Annotated in this window: 14 protein-coding genes; 8 read left to right on the top strand and 6 right to left on the bottom strand. The window is 53.2% G+C overall.

Features of this window, described 5'->3' with window-relative positions; all coding sequences use genetic code 11:
* Window positions 1-16: 16 nt before the first annotated feature.
* Window positions 17-2050, bottom strand: a complete 2034-nt coding sequence (metG, locus tag BN873_RS14155; protein ID WP_048674942.1) for a methionine--tRNA ligase — start codon at window positions 2048-2050, stop codon at window positions 17-19.
* Between the two features lie 132 nt (window positions 2051-2182).
* On the opposite strand from metG, the gene apbC reads away from it, so the two are divergent.
* The 4 genes from apbC to dcd all read left to right on the top strand — a co-directional run bounded on the left by apbC (window position 2183) and on the right by dcd (window position 4839).
* Window positions 2183-3274 carry an iron-sulfur cluster carrier protein ApbC gene (apbC, locus tag BN873_RS14150; protein ID WP_048674939.1) on the top strand — a complete coding sequence of 364 codons (1092 nt, stop codon included), beginning with the start codon at window positions 2183-2185 and terminating at the stop codon, window positions 3272-3274.
* Between the two features lie 75 nt (window positions 3275-3349).
* Window positions 3350-3667: a hypothetical protein gene (locus tag BN873_RS14145; protein WP_048674936.1), complete on the top strand. Its 318-nt coding sequence runs from the start codon at window positions 3350-3352 to the stop codon at window positions 3665-3667.
* Between the two features lie 212 nt (window positions 3668-3879).
* Window positions 3880-4164, top strand: a complete 285-nt coding sequence (locus tag BN873_RS14140; RefSeq protein WP_139031734.1) for a hypothetical protein — start codon at window positions 3880-3882, stop codon at window positions 4162-4164.
* A 72-nt stretch (window positions 4165-4236) separates the two neighbouring features.
* The gene (gene dcd / locus BN873_RS14135; protein WP_048674928.1) at window positions 4237-4839 is read left to right on the top strand and encodes a dCTP deaminase; all 603 of its coding nucleotides are present in this window, start codon (window positions 4237-4239) and stop codon (window positions 4837-4839) included.
* Here dcd and purN read toward each other — a convergent pair.
* The 5 genes from purN to BN873_RS21385 form a co-directional block, all read right to left on the bottom strand.
* Complete coding sequence (gene purN, locus BN873_RS14130; RefSeq protein WP_048674925.1) at window positions 4836-5504, bottom strand: phosphoribosylglycinamide formyltransferase; 669 nt, start codon at window positions 5502-5504, stop codon at window positions 4836-4838. The genes dcd and purN overlap by 4 nt on opposite strands.
* Entirely contained in the window at window positions 5501-6553 is a 1053-nt protein-coding gene (gene purM / locus BN873_RS14125; protein WP_048674922.1) for a phosphoribosylformylglycinamidine cyclo-ligase, read from the bottom strand. The genes purN and purM overlap by 4 nt, the downstream gene beginning before the upstream one ends.
* Before the next feature lie 166 nt (window positions 6554-6719).
* On the bottom strand, window positions 6720-8705 hold the full coding sequence (locus BN873_RS14120) for a hypothetical protein (protein ID WP_048674919.1): 1986 nt from the start codon (window positions 8703-8705) through the stop codon (window positions 6720-6722).
* Between the two features lie 28 nt (window positions 8706-8733).
* Window positions 8734-9924, bottom strand: a complete 1191-nt coding sequence (locus tag BN873_RS14115) for a glycosyltransferase family 2 protein (RefSeq protein WP_071244276.1) — start codon at window positions 9922-9924, stop codon at window positions 8734-8736.
* 437 nt (window positions 9925-10361) lie between these two features.
* Window positions 10362-10742 (bottom strand): GtrA family protein, encoded by a 381-nt coding sequence (locus tag BN873_RS21385; RefSeq protein ID WP_082161304.1) that lies wholly within the window; start codon window positions 10740-10742, stop codon window positions 10362-10364.
* A 256-nt stretch (window positions 10743-10998) separates the two neighbouring features.
* Between BN873_RS21385 and leuS the strand changes: the two genes are divergently transcribed.
* From leuS to BN873_RS14095, 4 genes are read left to right on the top strand one after another with little or no spacing between them, the layout of a single operon-like run.
* The gene (gene leuS / locus BN873_RS14110) at window positions 10999-13623 is read left to right on the top strand and encodes a leucine--tRNA ligase (RefSeq protein ID WP_048675084.1); all 2625 of its coding nucleotides are present in this window, start codon (window positions 10999-11001) and stop codon (window positions 13621-13623) included.
* A 10-nt stretch (window positions 13624-13633) separates the two neighbouring features.
* Window positions 13634-14140, top strand: coding sequence for an LPS-assembly lipoprotein LptE (locus BN873_RS14105; protein WP_048674916.1), 507 nt, complete (start codon window positions 13634-13636; stop codon window positions 14138-14140).
* Window positions 14101-15183: a DNA polymerase III subunit delta gene (gene holA, locus BN873_RS14100; RefSeq protein WP_242434443.1), complete on the top strand. Its 1083-nt coding sequence runs from the start codon at window positions 14101-14103 to the stop codon at window positions 15181-15183. The genes BN873_RS14105 and holA overlap by 40 nt, the downstream gene beginning before the upstream one ends.
* A 28-nt stretch (window positions 15184-15211) precedes the next feature.
* Window positions 15212-16492, top strand: a complete 1281-nt coding sequence (locus BN873_RS14095) for a glutamate-5-semialdehyde dehydrogenase (protein WP_048674910.1) — start codon at window positions 15212-15214, stop codon at window positions 16490-16492.
* The last annotated feature ends 50 nt before the right edge of the window (window positions 16493-16542 follow it).

Raw genomic sequence — 16542 nt, 5'->3', positions numbered from 1 at the left:
AGCGCCGGTCGCGAATTTATTTGACCCGCATTCCCGGCTCCGCGCCGCTGTCGGGGGCGAGCAGGTAGATGCCGGTGCCACCGGCCGCTGCAAGTACCATGCCTTCGGAAAGGCCAAAGCGCATCTTGCGCGGGGCTAGGTTAGCCACCATCACGGTTAACCGGCCCTCCAGCTCTTCAGGTCGATAAGCCGCTTTGATGCCAGCGAACACCTGGCGGGTTTCGCCCCCCAGATCAAGCTCAAGCCGAACCAGCTTGTCGGCGTTGGCGACCGCTTCCGCCTTGACGATGCGGGCTACCCGCAGATCGATTTTTGCGAACTCGTCGATGGTGATCGTTGGGCTGAGCGGATCGATGGCGAGTGGCCCTGGTGTGGCCGATGGGGCAGTGGCTATCAAGTGGCCTTCCTTCGATTCTTCGACCATGGCGGTGATCTGTGCCATCTCAACCCGTTGTAGCAACGGCTTGAATTCAGCGATAGCATGGCCCAGCAGTGGCGTGTTCAGATCGGCCCAGCGTAGCGGAGCGATTTGCAAGAATCCTTCAACCTGGCCGGCGATGCCCGGCAATACCGGCTTGAGATAGAGCATCAACAGCCGGAACAGATTGAGGCCCATGCTGCATACCGCCTGAACTTCAGTTGCCGCTGCCGGTTGCTTTGCCAAGACCCACGGCTTCTTTTCATCAATGTATTGATTGGCGCGGTCGGCCAACGCCATGATCTCGCGCATGGCTCGGCCGAATTCCCGTCCTTCGTAAGCCTGGGCGATGGATTCACCGGCGGCGGTGAATTCGGCATAAAGCCCCGGCTCTGCCAAGGTATCGGCTAACCGACCGTCGAAGCGCCGAGTGATGAAACCGGCACACCGGCTGGCGATGTTGACCAGTTTACCGACCAGATCGCTGTTGACCCGCTGCACGAAGTCCTCAAAATTCAAGTCAAGATCATCAATGCCGTCGTTCAGCTTGCTGGCGAAGTAATAGCGCAGGACTTCTGGTCTGAGATGGTTGAGAAAGGTGCGGGCTTTGATGAACGTGCCGCGCGATTTCGACATCTTTTGCCCGTCCACGGTCAGGAAACCGTGACAATTCACCGCAGTCGGCTTACGGAAGCCAGCCCCAGTCAACTCCGCTGGCCAGAACAGGATATGGAAATAGGCAATATCCTTACCGATGAAGTGATAGACCTCAGCGGTGCTGTCAGGCCGCCAAAAATCGTCGAAGTGCAGCCCAACGCGGTCGCAATAGTTTTGGAAACTGGCCATATAGCCGATGGGCGCGTCCAGCCAGACGTAGAAATATTTACCGGGCGCATCGGGGATCTCGAAGCCCCAGTACGGCGCATCGCGGGAGATGTCCCATTCCTGTAGGCCGGCGGTAAACCACTCGTTGAGTTTGTTGACCATCTGTGGTTGGATGGTGCCGCTGCTGATCCATTCTTTCAGCATCGTCTCAAAATCGGCGAGCTTGAAAAAGAAATGCAAGGACTCCTTGAGGGTCGGTGTGGCGCCGGAAATGACCGAACGCGGGTTTTTCAGATCGGTCGGGGAATACGTGGCACCGCACTGTTCGCAACTGTCGCCGTATTGATCAGCCGTACCGCAGCGCGGGCATTCACCCTTGATGAAGCGATCCGGCAGGAACATTTGTTTTTCTGGATCATAGGCTTGGGTGATCACCCGTCGAGTGATGTGGCCAGCTTGATCCAGCCGACGATAAATCAATTCAGCGTAATGGCGATTTTCCGGTGAATGTGTCGAATAATAGTTGTCAAATTCGATCAGGAAATCGGCGAAGTCGGCGCGGTGCTCCTGCCAGATCCGGTCGATGAGTTGTTGCGGGCTGAGGCCGTCTTGTTCGGCGCGCAACATGATCGGGGTACCGTGAGCATCATCGGCGCAGACGTAATAACATTCATGGCCACGCAGTTTCTGGAAGCGAACCCAGATGTCGGTCTGAATGTATTCGACCAGATGACCGATATGAATGGGGCCGTTGGCGTAGGGTAGGGCACTGGTGACAAGGATACGGCGGATGCTGGGGTCGCTCATGGCACGGACGGTTGCGGTCGCTCGGAAAGGTCGCTACGTTAGCAGCATTCCGGTATCGCTGTCATCTTGACGCTCGCTACGCGATAGCCAGATTCCAAAACACACCATTTGCCAAGCAACGAGGAATTGACTATGACCGCGGTAACGCGCGCCGATGTGGAAACCGCCCTCAAGGGCTACGTAGATCCTTATCTAGAACAGGATTTGATCGCTGCCAAGTGCGTCAAGGGTATCCGAATTGAGGGAACTCGCGTTGAGGTGGATCTCGAACTGGGTTTTCCGGCGGCCGGCTATCGGGACACGCTGATTGTGACTCTGCGCGAGCGGCTGGTGGCATTGCCTGGCATTACCGACTCGGCGATCAAGATCGACAGCAAGATTGTGTCCCACGAGGTGCAAAAGGGTTTGAAACCGTTGCCGGGTGTCAAGAACATCATCGCCGTCGCTTCCGGCAAGGGTGGGGTCGGCAAATCCACCACGGCGGTTAACCTGGCCCTGGCGCTCCAGGCCGAAGGGGCTGTGGTCGGTTTGCTGGATGCCGATATTTACGGCCCTAGCCAGCCGCGCATGTTAGGCGCCACCGCCCGCCCGCAATCCCCGGATGGCAAGTCGCTCAACCCGGTGGTAAGTCACGGTATTCAATCGATGTCGATTGGTTATTTGATTGAAGAGGATACGCCGATGGTATGGCGTGGGCCGATGGTGACCCAGGCCCTGGAGCAATTGCTCCGTGACACGCGCTGGCAGGAACTGGATTATTTGGTCATCGATCTGCCGCCTGGTACCGGCGACACTCAGCTAACCCTTTCGCAAAAAGTGCCAGTCAGCGGGGCGATCATTGTGACGACCCCCCAAGATATCGCGCTGTTGGATGCCCGGCGTGGCTTGAAAATGTTTGAAAAGGTGGAAGTGCCGGTATTGGGTATCGTCGAAAATATGAGCACCCATATCTGCTCGCAGTGTGGCCATGAGGAACATATCTTCGGCGAGGGCGGCGGGCAGCGGATGGCGGAGCAATACAAAGTCCCGTTTCTCGGCTCTTTGCCATTGGATATCCGGATTCGCGCCGAAACTGACTGTGGCCAACCGACGGTGATCGCGGAACCGGATAGCCGCATCGCGGGCCTGTATCGAGAGATCGCCCGGCGTGCCGCAGCCTGGTTGTCACGTCAGGCCAAGAATTACAGCCATAAGTTTCCTAATATTGTCATTCAGAATACGTAAAGCTTTGCTGTCGTATTTTGATCCGCCTTGATTGCGTCAATCGGCATTTTTCTGATGTCATCTGGAGGAATCGCAATGAAATTGATGAAAGCCATTACGACCGCTGGCTTGCTGGCATTATTTGTCGGCGGCGCTGCTTTGCCGGTGAATGAGGCTGAAGCGGTGACTCGCTGCCGGGACGTTTACACCCATGGTGTTCACAAGCGGATTTGCACTACTCGGCCAGCCTATCGTGACAACGATTATCGACCGGATTCTCGCCGCTATGGCTATCGGGGTTATGGCTATCGGGGTTATGGCTATCGGGGTTATGACCATCGGGTTGTTTGCAGGACCTATTGGCGCGATGGCGCCAGATACCGCAATTGCCGACCCGCCAGAGGGCGTTGGTAATACCCTTCGTTAGCAATTACTAGGCGCGGCTTCGGCCGCGCTTTTTTTTAACGGTACAAGCTGAATCTGTCCATTGAACGAATAACGAAGCTCAGCCTGAATAGATTACAAACACAAATTTTCCAGAAAATGGTTCAGAATGTGTAAAGGTTGCCTGGCTTATTGTGACTGTGAAGTTGGTAAATCTTCATATCACGCAAGTCGAGGTTACTATGAAAATACTCAAAGCTGGATTAATGACATTGGCCGTCGCAGGGTTGTTTGCGCTGCCGGTTGAAGAAACGTGGGCACTGACCAAATGCAATGTCACGACCATCAACGGTCGCACGGTTAAGCGGGTATGCACGACCATGCGGCCTGTTTATCGCTTGCAACGGTACGCTTATCGAGACTTTCCGCCACCACCACCGCAGCGGCCCTGGTATTCCCATCGGCCGGAGCCACGACCGGCTTTTGGGCCTTGGCCTCCGCGCCCCCAGCCTTGGTATGATGATTGAATAGCCTTGTCGATGCAGTTGAATTGGGGCGCGGCTTTAGGCCGCGTCTCGCATTTTTAGGGGAGGGTACTTGTGCGCTTGTGCGACCGTGATATCGAACGCCATCTGGATGAGGGCAAAATCCGTATTGAGCCGCGACCTGTGCCTGGTCGAATCAACGGAGTGAGCGTGGATTTACACCTTGGCAACCGCTTCCGAGTCTTCAACGACCATGCCGCACCCTACATTGATCTTAGCGGGCCGCGTGAGGAGGTCGATCAGGCGATCAACCGGATCATGAGCAAGGAGATTAAAATTGCTCCCGATGAAGCGTTTTTCATCCACCCCGGTGAACTAGCTCTCGCCGCCACCGCCGAAACCATCACTGTGCCAGATGATCTGGTCGGCTGGCTGGATGGCCGCTCCAGTCTGGCGCGTTTGGGATTAATGGTGCATGTTACTGCCCATCGCATCGACCCTGGCTGGAGCGGAGCTATCGTGCTGGAGTGCTATAACAGCGGCAAATTACCCTTGGCCTTGCGCCCTGGGATGGCGATTTGCGCCATCAGCTTCGAAACGTTAACTGGTCCGGCAATGCGTCCTTATTCCAAACGCCAAGACGCCAAATACAAGCATCAAAGCGGCCCGACACCGAGCCGGATCGGCGGTGATGGGCCGTTGGATAAAGGGCCTTAATCCAGCGTATGGGCATTTTCTAACCGCAACGGTTGATCCAGCGGTTTGCCATCAAACCAAACCTGCTCACCACTCAAGCGCAGCCGTCCTTCGGCAAACCAGTGAATCGCTTGCGAGTACAGATGATGTTCCTGTGCCAACACCCGCGCCGCCAGCGTGTCGGGATCGTCGTCTGGCAGCACCGGTACGCGCGCCTGGACGATGACTGGACCGCCATCCAGTTCAGCGGTGACAAAATGGATACTGGCACCATGTTCGGTTTCACCAGCGGCGATGGCGCGTTCGTGGGTGTGCAATCCCCGGAATTTCGGCAACAGCGACGGATGGATATTGAGCAACCGGCCCCGATAATGTTCAGTAAAGCCGGCGGTCAGTACCCGCATGAAGCCCGCTAGGATCACCAAATCTGGCTGATGGCCGTCGATCAAATCGATCAAGGCTGCTTCAAATGCCGGTCGGTCGGGAAATAATTTGTGATCCAACGCCAGCGCCGCAATGCCGGCTTGCCGTGCGCGTTCCAGCCCTTGAACGCCGGGTCGGTTGCTGATGACGACAGCGATTTCCACCGGCAATGCACCGCTGGCCGCTTGATCCAAAATCGCTTGCAAGTTGCTGCCCCGACCGGAAATCAACACCACTAGCCGGATTTTGCGGATTTCACTCACGGTTCGAACTCCACAACCGGCGCACCTTGATCCGCTACGATTTTGCCTAGCTGCCAAGCGGTTTCACCCGCACCGCGCAATAAAGCCAGTGTTCTATCAACTGCATCGGGCGCGATGCACACCACCAACCCCACCCCACAATTGAACGTGCGCCACATTTCCGTAGCGGCTACATTGCCGTGCTGTTGCAGCCATTGAAAGACGGCTGGCCGCTGCCAACTGGCGGTATTGATGACGGCCTTGGTATCTGCTGGCAGCACGCGCGGTAGATTCTCGGTCAAGCCGCCACCGGTGATGTGGGCGATAGCGTGGACCTTAATCTCTGTCAGTAATTGCAAGATCGGTTTGACGTAAATGCGGGTTGGTGCGAGCAAAGCCGTACCGAGGGTGGAGTCGGCAAACGGCTGGCTGAGATCCGCGCCGCTGACCGCCAGAATTTTGCGGATCAGCGAATAACCGTTGGAATGCGGCCCAGAAGAAGCCAGGCCGAGTAGTACATCACCGACTTGGACCCGGCGAGGATCGATGATCTTCGCTTTCTCGACCACCCCGACACAGAAACCGGCCAAATCGTAATCGCCCGCCTGATACATCCCTGGCATTTCGGCAGTTTCCCCACCGACCAGCGCTGCGCCCGCCTGCTCACAGCCATCGGCGATGCCCTTGATGACAGTCGCCGCGACCTCGACATCCAATTTGCCGGTGGCGTAATAATCCAGAAAGAATAAAGGTTCGGCGCCGACCACCAGCACGTCGTTGACGCACATTGCTACCAGATCAATGCCGATGGTGTCGTGTCGGTCTAATTCCAGCGCCAGTTTCAGTTTGGTGCCGACCCCATCGGTACCGGACACCAGTATCGGTTGGCGGTAGCGATCCAGCGGCAGTTCAAACAGCGCACCAAAGCCACCCAATCCTCCCAGTACGCCGGGTCGCATCGTGCGGCGGGCGTGCGGTTTGATACGATCCACCAATTGGTTGCCGGCGTCGATATCGACGCCGGCGTCGCGATAGCTGAGAGTAGGGCGTTGTGGGGGCTGCTCGTTCACAGGTGGATAGCCTCGCGTATGATTTGCATTGGCACTAACGGAAAAGCGGAAAGAAAAGAGGGTAGTAAATCAAAACAGAATATCCAATTCCATACACAGTATGACAGATAAACGGAGCTATTAATATTAATTCTATTACAGTTAGGGTTTAATCACCCAGCTACAACTATTCGATTTTAAGCCATGATCTCAAGTGGCGATAGAGATTTAGGATTTCTATCTCGTGTAGCGCATCAATAATGAACAGGCTAGCGCAGAGCAATGTCATAGGATAAAGGGGGGCTAAATAACGGGGCGTTATTCCTGTAAATGAAGTGGATTCAATAATAGCCAGTATTAGGAGACGTGTACAGATTGCAGCAGCAATACTTAGTGCGATAAACCCCATTGCTGTTAATGTTCGAGTCTTGATCGAATGAAATGACCAAATACTGAATATGATAATTGTTATCAGAGCAAAGATGGGTATAGTTAGCTGATAGGTTGTGGCGATTTTTTTGCGTAATGAGAGCTTGATTTTTTCAAGCTGAGCTTGCCGTGGTAACACAGAGTAGCTTGAGATTTTATCGATAAAAATCCATAAAGGATCAGCAAACCATGTGGTTTGTCCTTTTTTTAACGGAACTTCAGCGAGTTGTTTGTTGCCGTCAAAAATTCGGAGTAGACAGGTATCAATACAATAACCTGAAACTTCGAAACGTGCATTATTGGCACTTGGGATCTCTCGATTTTCACGTAGAAAATGCTGATAGACATCGGGGCTGGCCTCAAGCTGTGCTGAAGAGGTTGTGGCATTATAAGATGGCTCAACCATTGTGACGGTCAATTTTTTATCTGATGCGTGAACTACCCAGCCTTTAACTTTTAGAGGCCATGTAGATAGGTGCTCCCGAGTCAAATCTTGGAACATCAATAAATTATCATTGGGTCCCATGCTAATAAAAGGTTCTACGGGTATCTCCGAAAACGTTATCAGCATACGGAGGCCAGAAATGAAGTTTTGAATAGTGGGCGCCAGGTATTCAAATTGCCAGGGTGGCATCAAGCTGGCACGTTCAGCCAAACAATCAAGTTTTTGTGCTTGGCAAGCGGCATTGACTTCATCAGCCAATCGTTGGAAAAACTGAGCGGCTTGGGCACCTGATTTAAAATATCCAGCCTCAGCTACTGCGTCTCGTAGTGCCCATATAAACCATCCCCCTTTAATTTCTTTGGAGTATGAGGGGTTGTTATCCTTTAATATGGTTTCAACAGTCCAGAAACCCTCTTTTTCAAAGTAAGGACGTAATTCAGAAAAAGCTGGGCTGACTTGATAAATACGCAATCGGGTCTCTTTGGTTACAGGAACTTGAGATTTGTGTTCTACTGGCCGCACCCGGGTCAGTGCCCCATATGCTGCTTTAAGTTCTGGTGTTTTTAGTTCCACCGTGGTGAAGATCCCATAATGTACCAGATTTATCATAGAAACAGCTTGGATTGCAAGTAAGGGCATTAAGACCGGTATAGCCACAATGAGAATTGTGCACCAGTTTCGGGGCTTCGTGAATAGAGCGGTTATAATCCAGAGGATGATAGGAACCAGAAAGGGTAGAATCCAGATCCCTTCTTCTCGAGTTAGCCAAAAGGCAGCTATCGACAAGCCACAGACCAATGCCCAACCTGCTGACTGAGAGGTCGGTCTATGTCGATGTGTGAAAAGAAGGATAGTAGACGCAACTATTAATAAAGTAAGTCCTGGATAAAGACTTTCCCGTAAAACACGGGTCATTTCCCAAGTAAAAGTTACTGGATTAAACAGCAAGAAAATAAAGATAATAATACGCCAGGGTTTTTCGATAAAAAGGGATTGTAAAGCACGCTCAGTGATGAGGCAGGCTGCAATATAAAGCAGATGCTGTGATAGCAGCAAAGGTATTCCAATTAAGAAGGTGGTTGCTATCCACAGAGGATAGAAAGGCCCCTTAATTAAGGTAAGATTATCATAAGGCCCTAGCCACTCTAATTGTATTAGGTAATTAGCTAAACGAACAAAGAGTAAGTCATCATGGGCTGCATGAGCGAATGCTACCAAACCTTGATCTGAAACTAGCCATAGTTTGGTTAAGATAAATAAAATTATAACTATTGGATAGGGCGAGGCTATGCGTTTCATATGGTACCTATAAGCTATCCTGAGTTATTCAATCGCCCTGATTATTATTTCTGTTGGGAGGATTCCCATGATCTGTCGGTATGGTGATAAATCCGAAGATAATTGAGAAAATCAATGTAATAAATCCAAATAATATACTCATGGCTGAAAGCAAGACCGTTCTCATAGTTATTGTTGGATCAAGCGTACCAAAGTGGGTGCTGCCCCACTCGATAATCGCTGTTATCCCATAAAAAAAACCAGTTAACATAGAAATAACACCCAGTAGGCTACCTATCTCAAGAATAGGTTTTCCTGATAGATAATCCAGTATGCGCTTAGGTGGTAGCAAGCCCAAGCTAATGCCAATAATCCGGGTAATTGAACCAAATACCAGTAACATATATCCAATTAATGTCGTTATGCCAGCAAAGACCATGGTATGAATATCAAAATAAACTTTGTTAATCTGAATAGGTCCCTTAAGCAACAAAATAAATAACACTAATCCGAGCAAAGAAATAGCTATACCCGGATAGATAAACAGCCAACGTGGGCTGAATAGCAGCATAAATCGTAAGTGACGCCATCCATCGCGCCACGGGCGAAGATGTGGGGGACGCGAACGCCCATCCTTGCTTAAGGTGGTAGGAACTTCAGCAATCTGCATCCCTAATAGAGCAGCTTTAATTACCATTTCTGAGGCATACTCCATCCCAGTCGTATGTAGATCCATACGCATAAAAGCAACCTTAGAAAACCCGCGTAAGCCGCAGTGAAAATCGCCTATTTGAGAGTTAAATAATAACCGGCCAATCCCGGTTAGTAATGGGTTGCCGATATAGCGGTTTTTCCATGGCATTGCTTCAGCTTGAATACCACCTTTGAAGCGATTACCCATTACTAGGTCATAGCCGCTTTGTAGCTTTTCCAGGAACGGCGAAAGATTGCTGAAATCATAACTATCATCGGAATCGCCCATAATGATGTATTTACCCTGCGCCGCCATCGTTGCGCCAAAAAGCGCAGCACCATAACCACGTTGTGGAATATCAATAATTCGTGCGCCGTAACTCACTGCAATGTCCTGAGAACCATCGGTTGAACCATTATCACCAATAATGATTTCTCCTATAACACCCGATTGTTCAAGCCAGTGCTTGGCTTTTTCAATGCAACGCCCAATTGTTTCTGCCTCATTCAGGCAAGGCATAATGATAGAAAGCTCAATTTTATTCATGGTTATTTGCTTCGGCTTCTTGCCGACTCCCAAAAAGTATTGGTTAGATTGCTTTTCTACCCAAAAACCCTATATAAGTATAGGTGAGTTAAGTAATAATAATCTTTGAGCTATAGCCTTTAAGTCATATTGAACCATTATCTGAATTATCTTCCTCAGTATGAAAGTGGTATCTAAAGTGTAAAGAATGATTGCTCTAAGAGAGTTTTGATATCCAATAAAATTAAAAGATTTTTAATGTGAAATTCAATCAAAAACTAGAGATTGGATATGGTATGAAAAGTCTCTTTTAGCCACTTGGAAGTGCTCCCTCATAAACTAGATTTGGTTTGCAAAAGAATCACTATGTTTGATGTTTTTCGATGAGTAAATGTTACTCAAAAGGTTGATCCTTAAATAGCAGGTGAGTCTAAGGATAATAAATTATAATGATGGGATTATGTTTTGTCGTGATTAAAAACCCAAAAGTATTGAAATAGATAGCTAGTACTAGTCACTAGCAAAACAACTGTGATGAATATTACTATATGATGGGTAGTTGTTAAATGGCTTAGGATAAAAGATAGAATAGCAGATAATATTATTGCGATAATTTGGGAAATCAAATATCGTGGAAAAGCAGTTCTATGATCGGATTGCGAATTGAAAGTTAGTGTTTTTTGTCCATAATAAGCAGGAATAATACAGAGAGTCCATGCAATAGCGCTAGCCAACCATTCTGGTAAATTAAGGAATTCAAATAATAGAGTAGCAAGAACTAAGTAAAGCAGAGCGGCAGATCCGCCAACTAGAATGAACCAAATCTTTCTTTTTAGCATAAAAGCTTATTTTTTGGCAAAGAAGAAATATCAATTCTCAAGATTTTTTAGAGTCCATTTTCAGGTTTTTGCTGTCCGACCATTCAACACGGTAATACGGTAATTATAAATAGGCGGTGTCAACACGATGTGCCTTCCATGTTGCTTACTACTCCGGTTAGAGCCTGCTCATTGCAACCGCCCAGAATCTGCGATAAGCCTAAAGCAAGTTGTGTTATCTTAGCAAACTTCGTTTTGAAGCCAGGGAATCGCCGTGATCACCGAGTCTTACAATCCGCAAGTTATTGAAGCGGAAGCGCAGCGCTATTGGGACGACCACCGGGCCTTCGCCGTGCGCGAAGAGCCAGGGCGCGAGAAATACTACTGCCTGTGCATGTTCCCCTATCCCAGTGGACGGCTCCACATGGGGCATGTTCGCAATTATACAATCGGTGATGTCATTACCCGCTATCAACGAATGCTGGGTAAGAATGTGTTGCAGCCGATGGGGTGGGATGCGTTCGGCCTGCCCGCTGAAAACGCTGCGATGGCGGGCGGCGTCGCCCCGGCGCAATGGACCTACGACAACATCGCCTACATGAAAAAACAGCTCCAGTCGCTGGGTTTCGCCCTGGACTGGGATCGTGAACTGGCGACTTGCCAGCCGGACTACTACCGCTGGAATCAATGGCTGTTTCTGCGGATGCTGGAACAAGGTGTCGTCTATCTGAAAACCGGCGTGGTGAATTGGGACCCAGTGGATCAGACCGTGCTCGCCAATGAGCAGGTGATCGACGGGCGCGGCTGGCGCACTGGTGCGCTGGTCGAGAAACGCGAGATTCCAATGTATTACATGGCGATCACCCGCTATGCCGAGGAATTGCTGACCGAACTCGACAAGCTGCCCGGCTGGCCGGAACAGGTCAAGCTGATGCAGAAAAACTGGATCGGTAAGAGCTACGGAGTGCGCATCGGCTTCCCGTACCGGTTATCCTCCTCGCCCTCCGGGAAAGAGGCCGGGGATGAGGGCGAATCCGGCATTCTTTGGGTGTTCACCACGCGCGCGGATACTCTGCTCGGCGCGACTTATGTCGCCGTCGCAGCGGAACATCCGCTGGCGCTACACGCCGCGCAAAGCAATCCCGAACTCGCCGCTTTCATTGAGGAATGCCGACGCGGCGGCGTTACCGAGGCCGAACTGGCAACCCAGGAAAAAAAGGGGATGCCCACGGGTTTGACCGTTACTCATCCGCTCACCGACGAATCCTTGCCGCTGTGGGTTGCCAATTACGTGCTGATGGGCTACGGCGAGGGTGCGGTGATGGCAGTTCCCGCCCACGACGAACGCGATTTCGCCTTTGCCCATCAATTCGGCTTGCCGATCAAGCCGGTCATCCACACCAGCGCCGGTGCTGAGACGCCTGAACCGTGGCGCGATGCCTACGCCGAGCATGGCGTCTGTATCAATTCCGGCAAATACGACGGTCTTGTTTTCGATGAAGCCGTCGATGCCATCGCGTCCGATTTGAACGTCTTCGATTTGGGTGAGAAGAAAGTCACTTGGCGGTTGCGCGATTGGGGCATTTCTCGGCAGCGCTATTGGGGAACACCCATTCCGATCATTCACTGCGCGGCGTGCGGCGCGGTGCCGGTGCCGGAGGAGCAGTTGCCGGTGGTGTTGCCAGAACATCTGGTCCCGGATGGGTCCGGCAACCCGCTTAACAAATATCCCGAATTTCTCAACTGTGCCTGTCCGCAATGCGGCCAGCCGGCCCGGCGTGAGACCGATACCATGGATACCTTCGTGGATTCATCCTGGTACTTCTTCCGTTACGGGACACCCGGCGCTGATGCCATGGTGGACGCGCGGGCCGATTACTGGATGCCGGTGGACCAATACATCGGTGGGATTGAGCACGCCATCCTGCATCTGCTGTATTCCCGGTTCTGGACCAAGGTCATGCGTGATCTGGGGTTAACCAGGGTTTCCGAGCCATTCGCCAATCTGCTGACCCAGGGCATGGTGCTCAACCACATCTTTTTCCGCAAAGGTGAAAAAGGCGGTATTACTTACTATCCGCCTGCCGATGTAGAAATGAGCCGCGACGATCAGGGTCGGGTGACGAAGGTTACGGCGGTTGCCGATGGCCAGCCGGTCGAATACGGCGGCATCGGCACCATGTCTAAATCCCGCAAGAACGGCGTGGACCCGCAGACCTTGATCGAACAATACGGCGCGGATACCGCTCGGTTATTCATGATGTTTGCTGCCCCGCCGGAACAGGCGCTGGAATGGTCTGATACCGGTGTGGCGGGTGCCTACCGTTTCTTGCGACGGCTATGGGTCTATGCCGCTGAGCAGCAGGAGGCTATCCGCGCCGCTGGTGTGGTCGATGCCGTCGTACTGGATGAATCGCTGCGAACTGCACGGCGCGAAATTCACGAAGCGCTGCGGCAAGCGTTGTTCGACTTCGGGCGCCATCAGTTCAATACCGTGGTGTCCGGCGGCATGAAGATGCTGAATGCGCTAGCACGGATCGACGGCAATGGGGCAGTAGCCAACACGGTGCGCCGCGAGGGGATGAGCCTCTTATTGCGGTTGTTATCGCCCATTGTCCCGCACATCACCCACACCTTGTGGCGCGAATTAGGCTATGGCGCTGATGTCTTGAGCGCCGCGTGGCCAAAGCCGGAGGAAACGGCGCTCGCCCGCTCGTTGGTCAGCTTGGTCGTCCAGGTCAACGGCAAGCTGCGCGGCCAGATCGACGTACCGGTCGATGCGGACCGTACCGCCATCGAACAAGCCGCGCAAGATGAGCCTAACGTGCAGCGTTTCGTTGAAGGGCGGCCAGTGCGGAAGATCGTCATTGTCCCCGGCAAGCTGGTCAACCTGGTGTGTTGAGGGTACGGTGATGAGTCGGTTCATGGCAGTGGCTTTGACCGTAACGGTTCTGTTGGTTGTAGGTTGTGGGTTCCACTTGCGTGGTCAGGTGGAATGGCCGCCGGAGTTGCGTGCGATCTATGTCCAGAGCCAGCAGGGTATCGGGATGCCACCGGGTGCCCTGAACCGCAAACTCCGTCTCGCGCTAGCGGGCAGCGGTGTCACCATCACGCCCGATCCCACCCAGGCGACGGCTATCCTCACCATCCTGAACGAAGGTAGTGGCCGGCGCACGGTGGCAGCGGATAGGCTCGATATCAAGCGTGAGCATTTCGTCGCTTATAGCGCCGCTTACGAGTTGAAGCTCGTCAATGGCAAGGTGCTGATTCCGACCGAAGGTATCAGCGCTAACCGCATGTTGCTGTTCGACGAAAACCGTGTACTTGGCTTCGAAAATGCGCAGGAATCCATGGTGGACACGATGGTTGATGATCTGGCTTGGCAGATCGTCCGGCGCTTGCAGGCGGTCAAGCCTTGAGGTTACGCCCCGACCAGTTGGCTGGGCATCTGCGCAAAAACCTGGCGCCCTTGTATTTGGTGTTTGGTGAAGAGCCATTGCAGGTACTGGAGGCCGCTGATGCCATTCGCCTTGCCGCGCGCGAGCGGGGCTATGCTGAGCGGCAATGCTTAACGGTGGAAACCGGCTTCGAGTGGGGCGTGTTAGCTCGCCTGGCCGCTAGTCCTTCGTTGTTCACCGACCGGCGCTTGCTGGAATTGCGGCTGGATAACGCTAAAACAGGCGATGCGGGTGCCAAAGCTTTGGCCGATTATGCCGCCCGTCTAGCCGAGGATGCCGTCTTGCTGGTGACAGCCGGTAAACTGGACTGGAATACCCAGAAAAGTCGCTGGTTCACGGCGTTGGATCAAGCCGGCGTGGTTATCGCCGCTATGCCCTTGGATTCACGGCAATTACCCGGTTGGATCGAGCGGCGGCTGCGGGATCGTGGTCTGAATCCTACCGCCGATGCCGTCACGCTGCTGGCCGAACGAGTCGAGGGCAACCTGCTCGCTGCCGCGCAGGACATCGAAAAACTGCTGCTCCTCACTGAGGATCGTCAATTGACGTTACCAGCCGTATTGGCGGCGGTTGACGACAGCGCCCGCTATAGCATCTATGATTTTGTAGATGCTGGCCTGCTCGGACAGGCCGACCGGGTGACGCGGATTCTGAACGGGTTGCGCGAGGAAGGGGTCGAACCGGTGCTGGTCAACTGGGCGCTGCATCAGGAAGTCCGTCGGTTGGCGACGATGGCGTTCGCGCGCAGCCAAGGGCAGGCGTTGGAGGCGGGGCTGGCCGAGCAGAAAATCTGGGAAAAGCGCAAGCCGTTGCTTCGGCAAGCCATGCAGCGGTTGACTTTGGCTGATTGTCGGCAGTTGCTGCGCGATTGCGCCCGAACCGACCAGGTTATCAAGGGTATTAAACCGGGTTCAGCTTGGGGTGAGTTGCTAACGAACGGTTTGCGGCTGGCGGGTTTGGAGTTATTGACCGAACAGATTGAGCAATCATCGCCGATGCGGTAGGCCGGGTCGGCCATTGGGTTACCTAACGATGAATACGAACGTGGATACTTCCAGCGCTATCACGCGCTACATGACTGAGGTTGGCCAGCGCGCCCGCGCCGCCGCACGCAGCGTCGGCCGTGCCGAAACGCGCAGTAAAGACACGGCCTTGCACGCCATCGCGGATGCGTTGGAAGCGGCGGAGGCAAGCTTGCGTGCCGCCAATCAACTGGATATGGGCGCCGGGCGGTCGGCCGGTTTAGAGCCAGCGTTACTCGACCGGTTGGAACTGACGCCCAAAGGCATTCGCGCTATGGCGCAAGGCTTGCGCGAGGTCGCTGCTCAGGCCGATCCGGTGGGTGAAATCACCGATCTCAAATACCGGCCGTCCGGTATCCAGGTCGGCCGGATGCGGGTGCCGCTGGGCGTTATCGGTATCATTTACGAATCGCGGCCGAATGTCACCGCCGATGCTGCCGCGTTGTGCCTGAAAGCGGGCAATGCCGCCATTCTGCGTGGCGGTTCTGAGGCGCTCAATTCCAATCGTGCGATTGCGGCCTGTATCCAGCAGGGCCTGGCCGCCGCCGGGCTACCGGCTGATGCGGTGCAAGTGATTGATACGGCTGACCGTGCCGCCGTCGGTGAATTGATCCGCATGGCCGAGTATGTCGATGTCATCGTGCCGCGCGGCGGCAAAGGCTTGATCGAGCGGATCAGCCGTGAGGCGCGAGTACCGGTCATCAAGCATCTGGATGGGGTCTGTCACGTCTATATCGACGACCGCGCCAACCTTGAAAAAGCCATCGCGGTGGCTTTTAACGCCAAAACCCAGCGCTACGGCACCTGCAACACGATGGAAACCCTGCTGGTGGCGGAAGGAATCGCCGAGCGCGTCTTACCTGTCCTGTGCCGGATGTATCAGGAGGCTGGTGTGGAGTTGCGCGGCTGCGCACGGACCCGCGATCTTATCCCCGACGTGAATGTTGCGACCGAGGACGATTGGTACGTCGAATATCTCGCGCCGATTCTGGCAATCCGAGTCGTCGAGGATATGAATGCGGCGATAGATCATATTGCGCTCTACGGCTCTGCGCATACCGATACCATCATGACCGAGGATTACAGTCGAGCGCGGCGCTTTCTGCGCGAAGTCGATTCCAGTTCGGTGATGGTCAATGCCTCGACTCGTTTCGCCGATGGCGGTGAATATGGTCTCGGTGCAGAAATCGGCATCAGCACCGATAAGCTGCACGCGCGGGGACCGGTCGGGATTGAGGGATTGACCACTCTGAAATTCGTAGTGCTGGGTGATGGCCATTTGCGTTGCTGAAATCGCTGCCGTGCCAGCGATCCGCTTTTCACCGGTTCACAGGTGGACTT

The organism is Candidatus Competibacter denitrificans Run_A_D11 (genome assembly GCF_001051235.1).
Classification (GTDB): Bacteria; Pseudomonadota; Gammaproteobacteria; order Competibacterales; family Competibacteraceae; genus Competibacter_A; species Competibacter_A denitrificans.
This window is presented reverse-complemented; position numbering and strand designations above follow the sequence as displayed.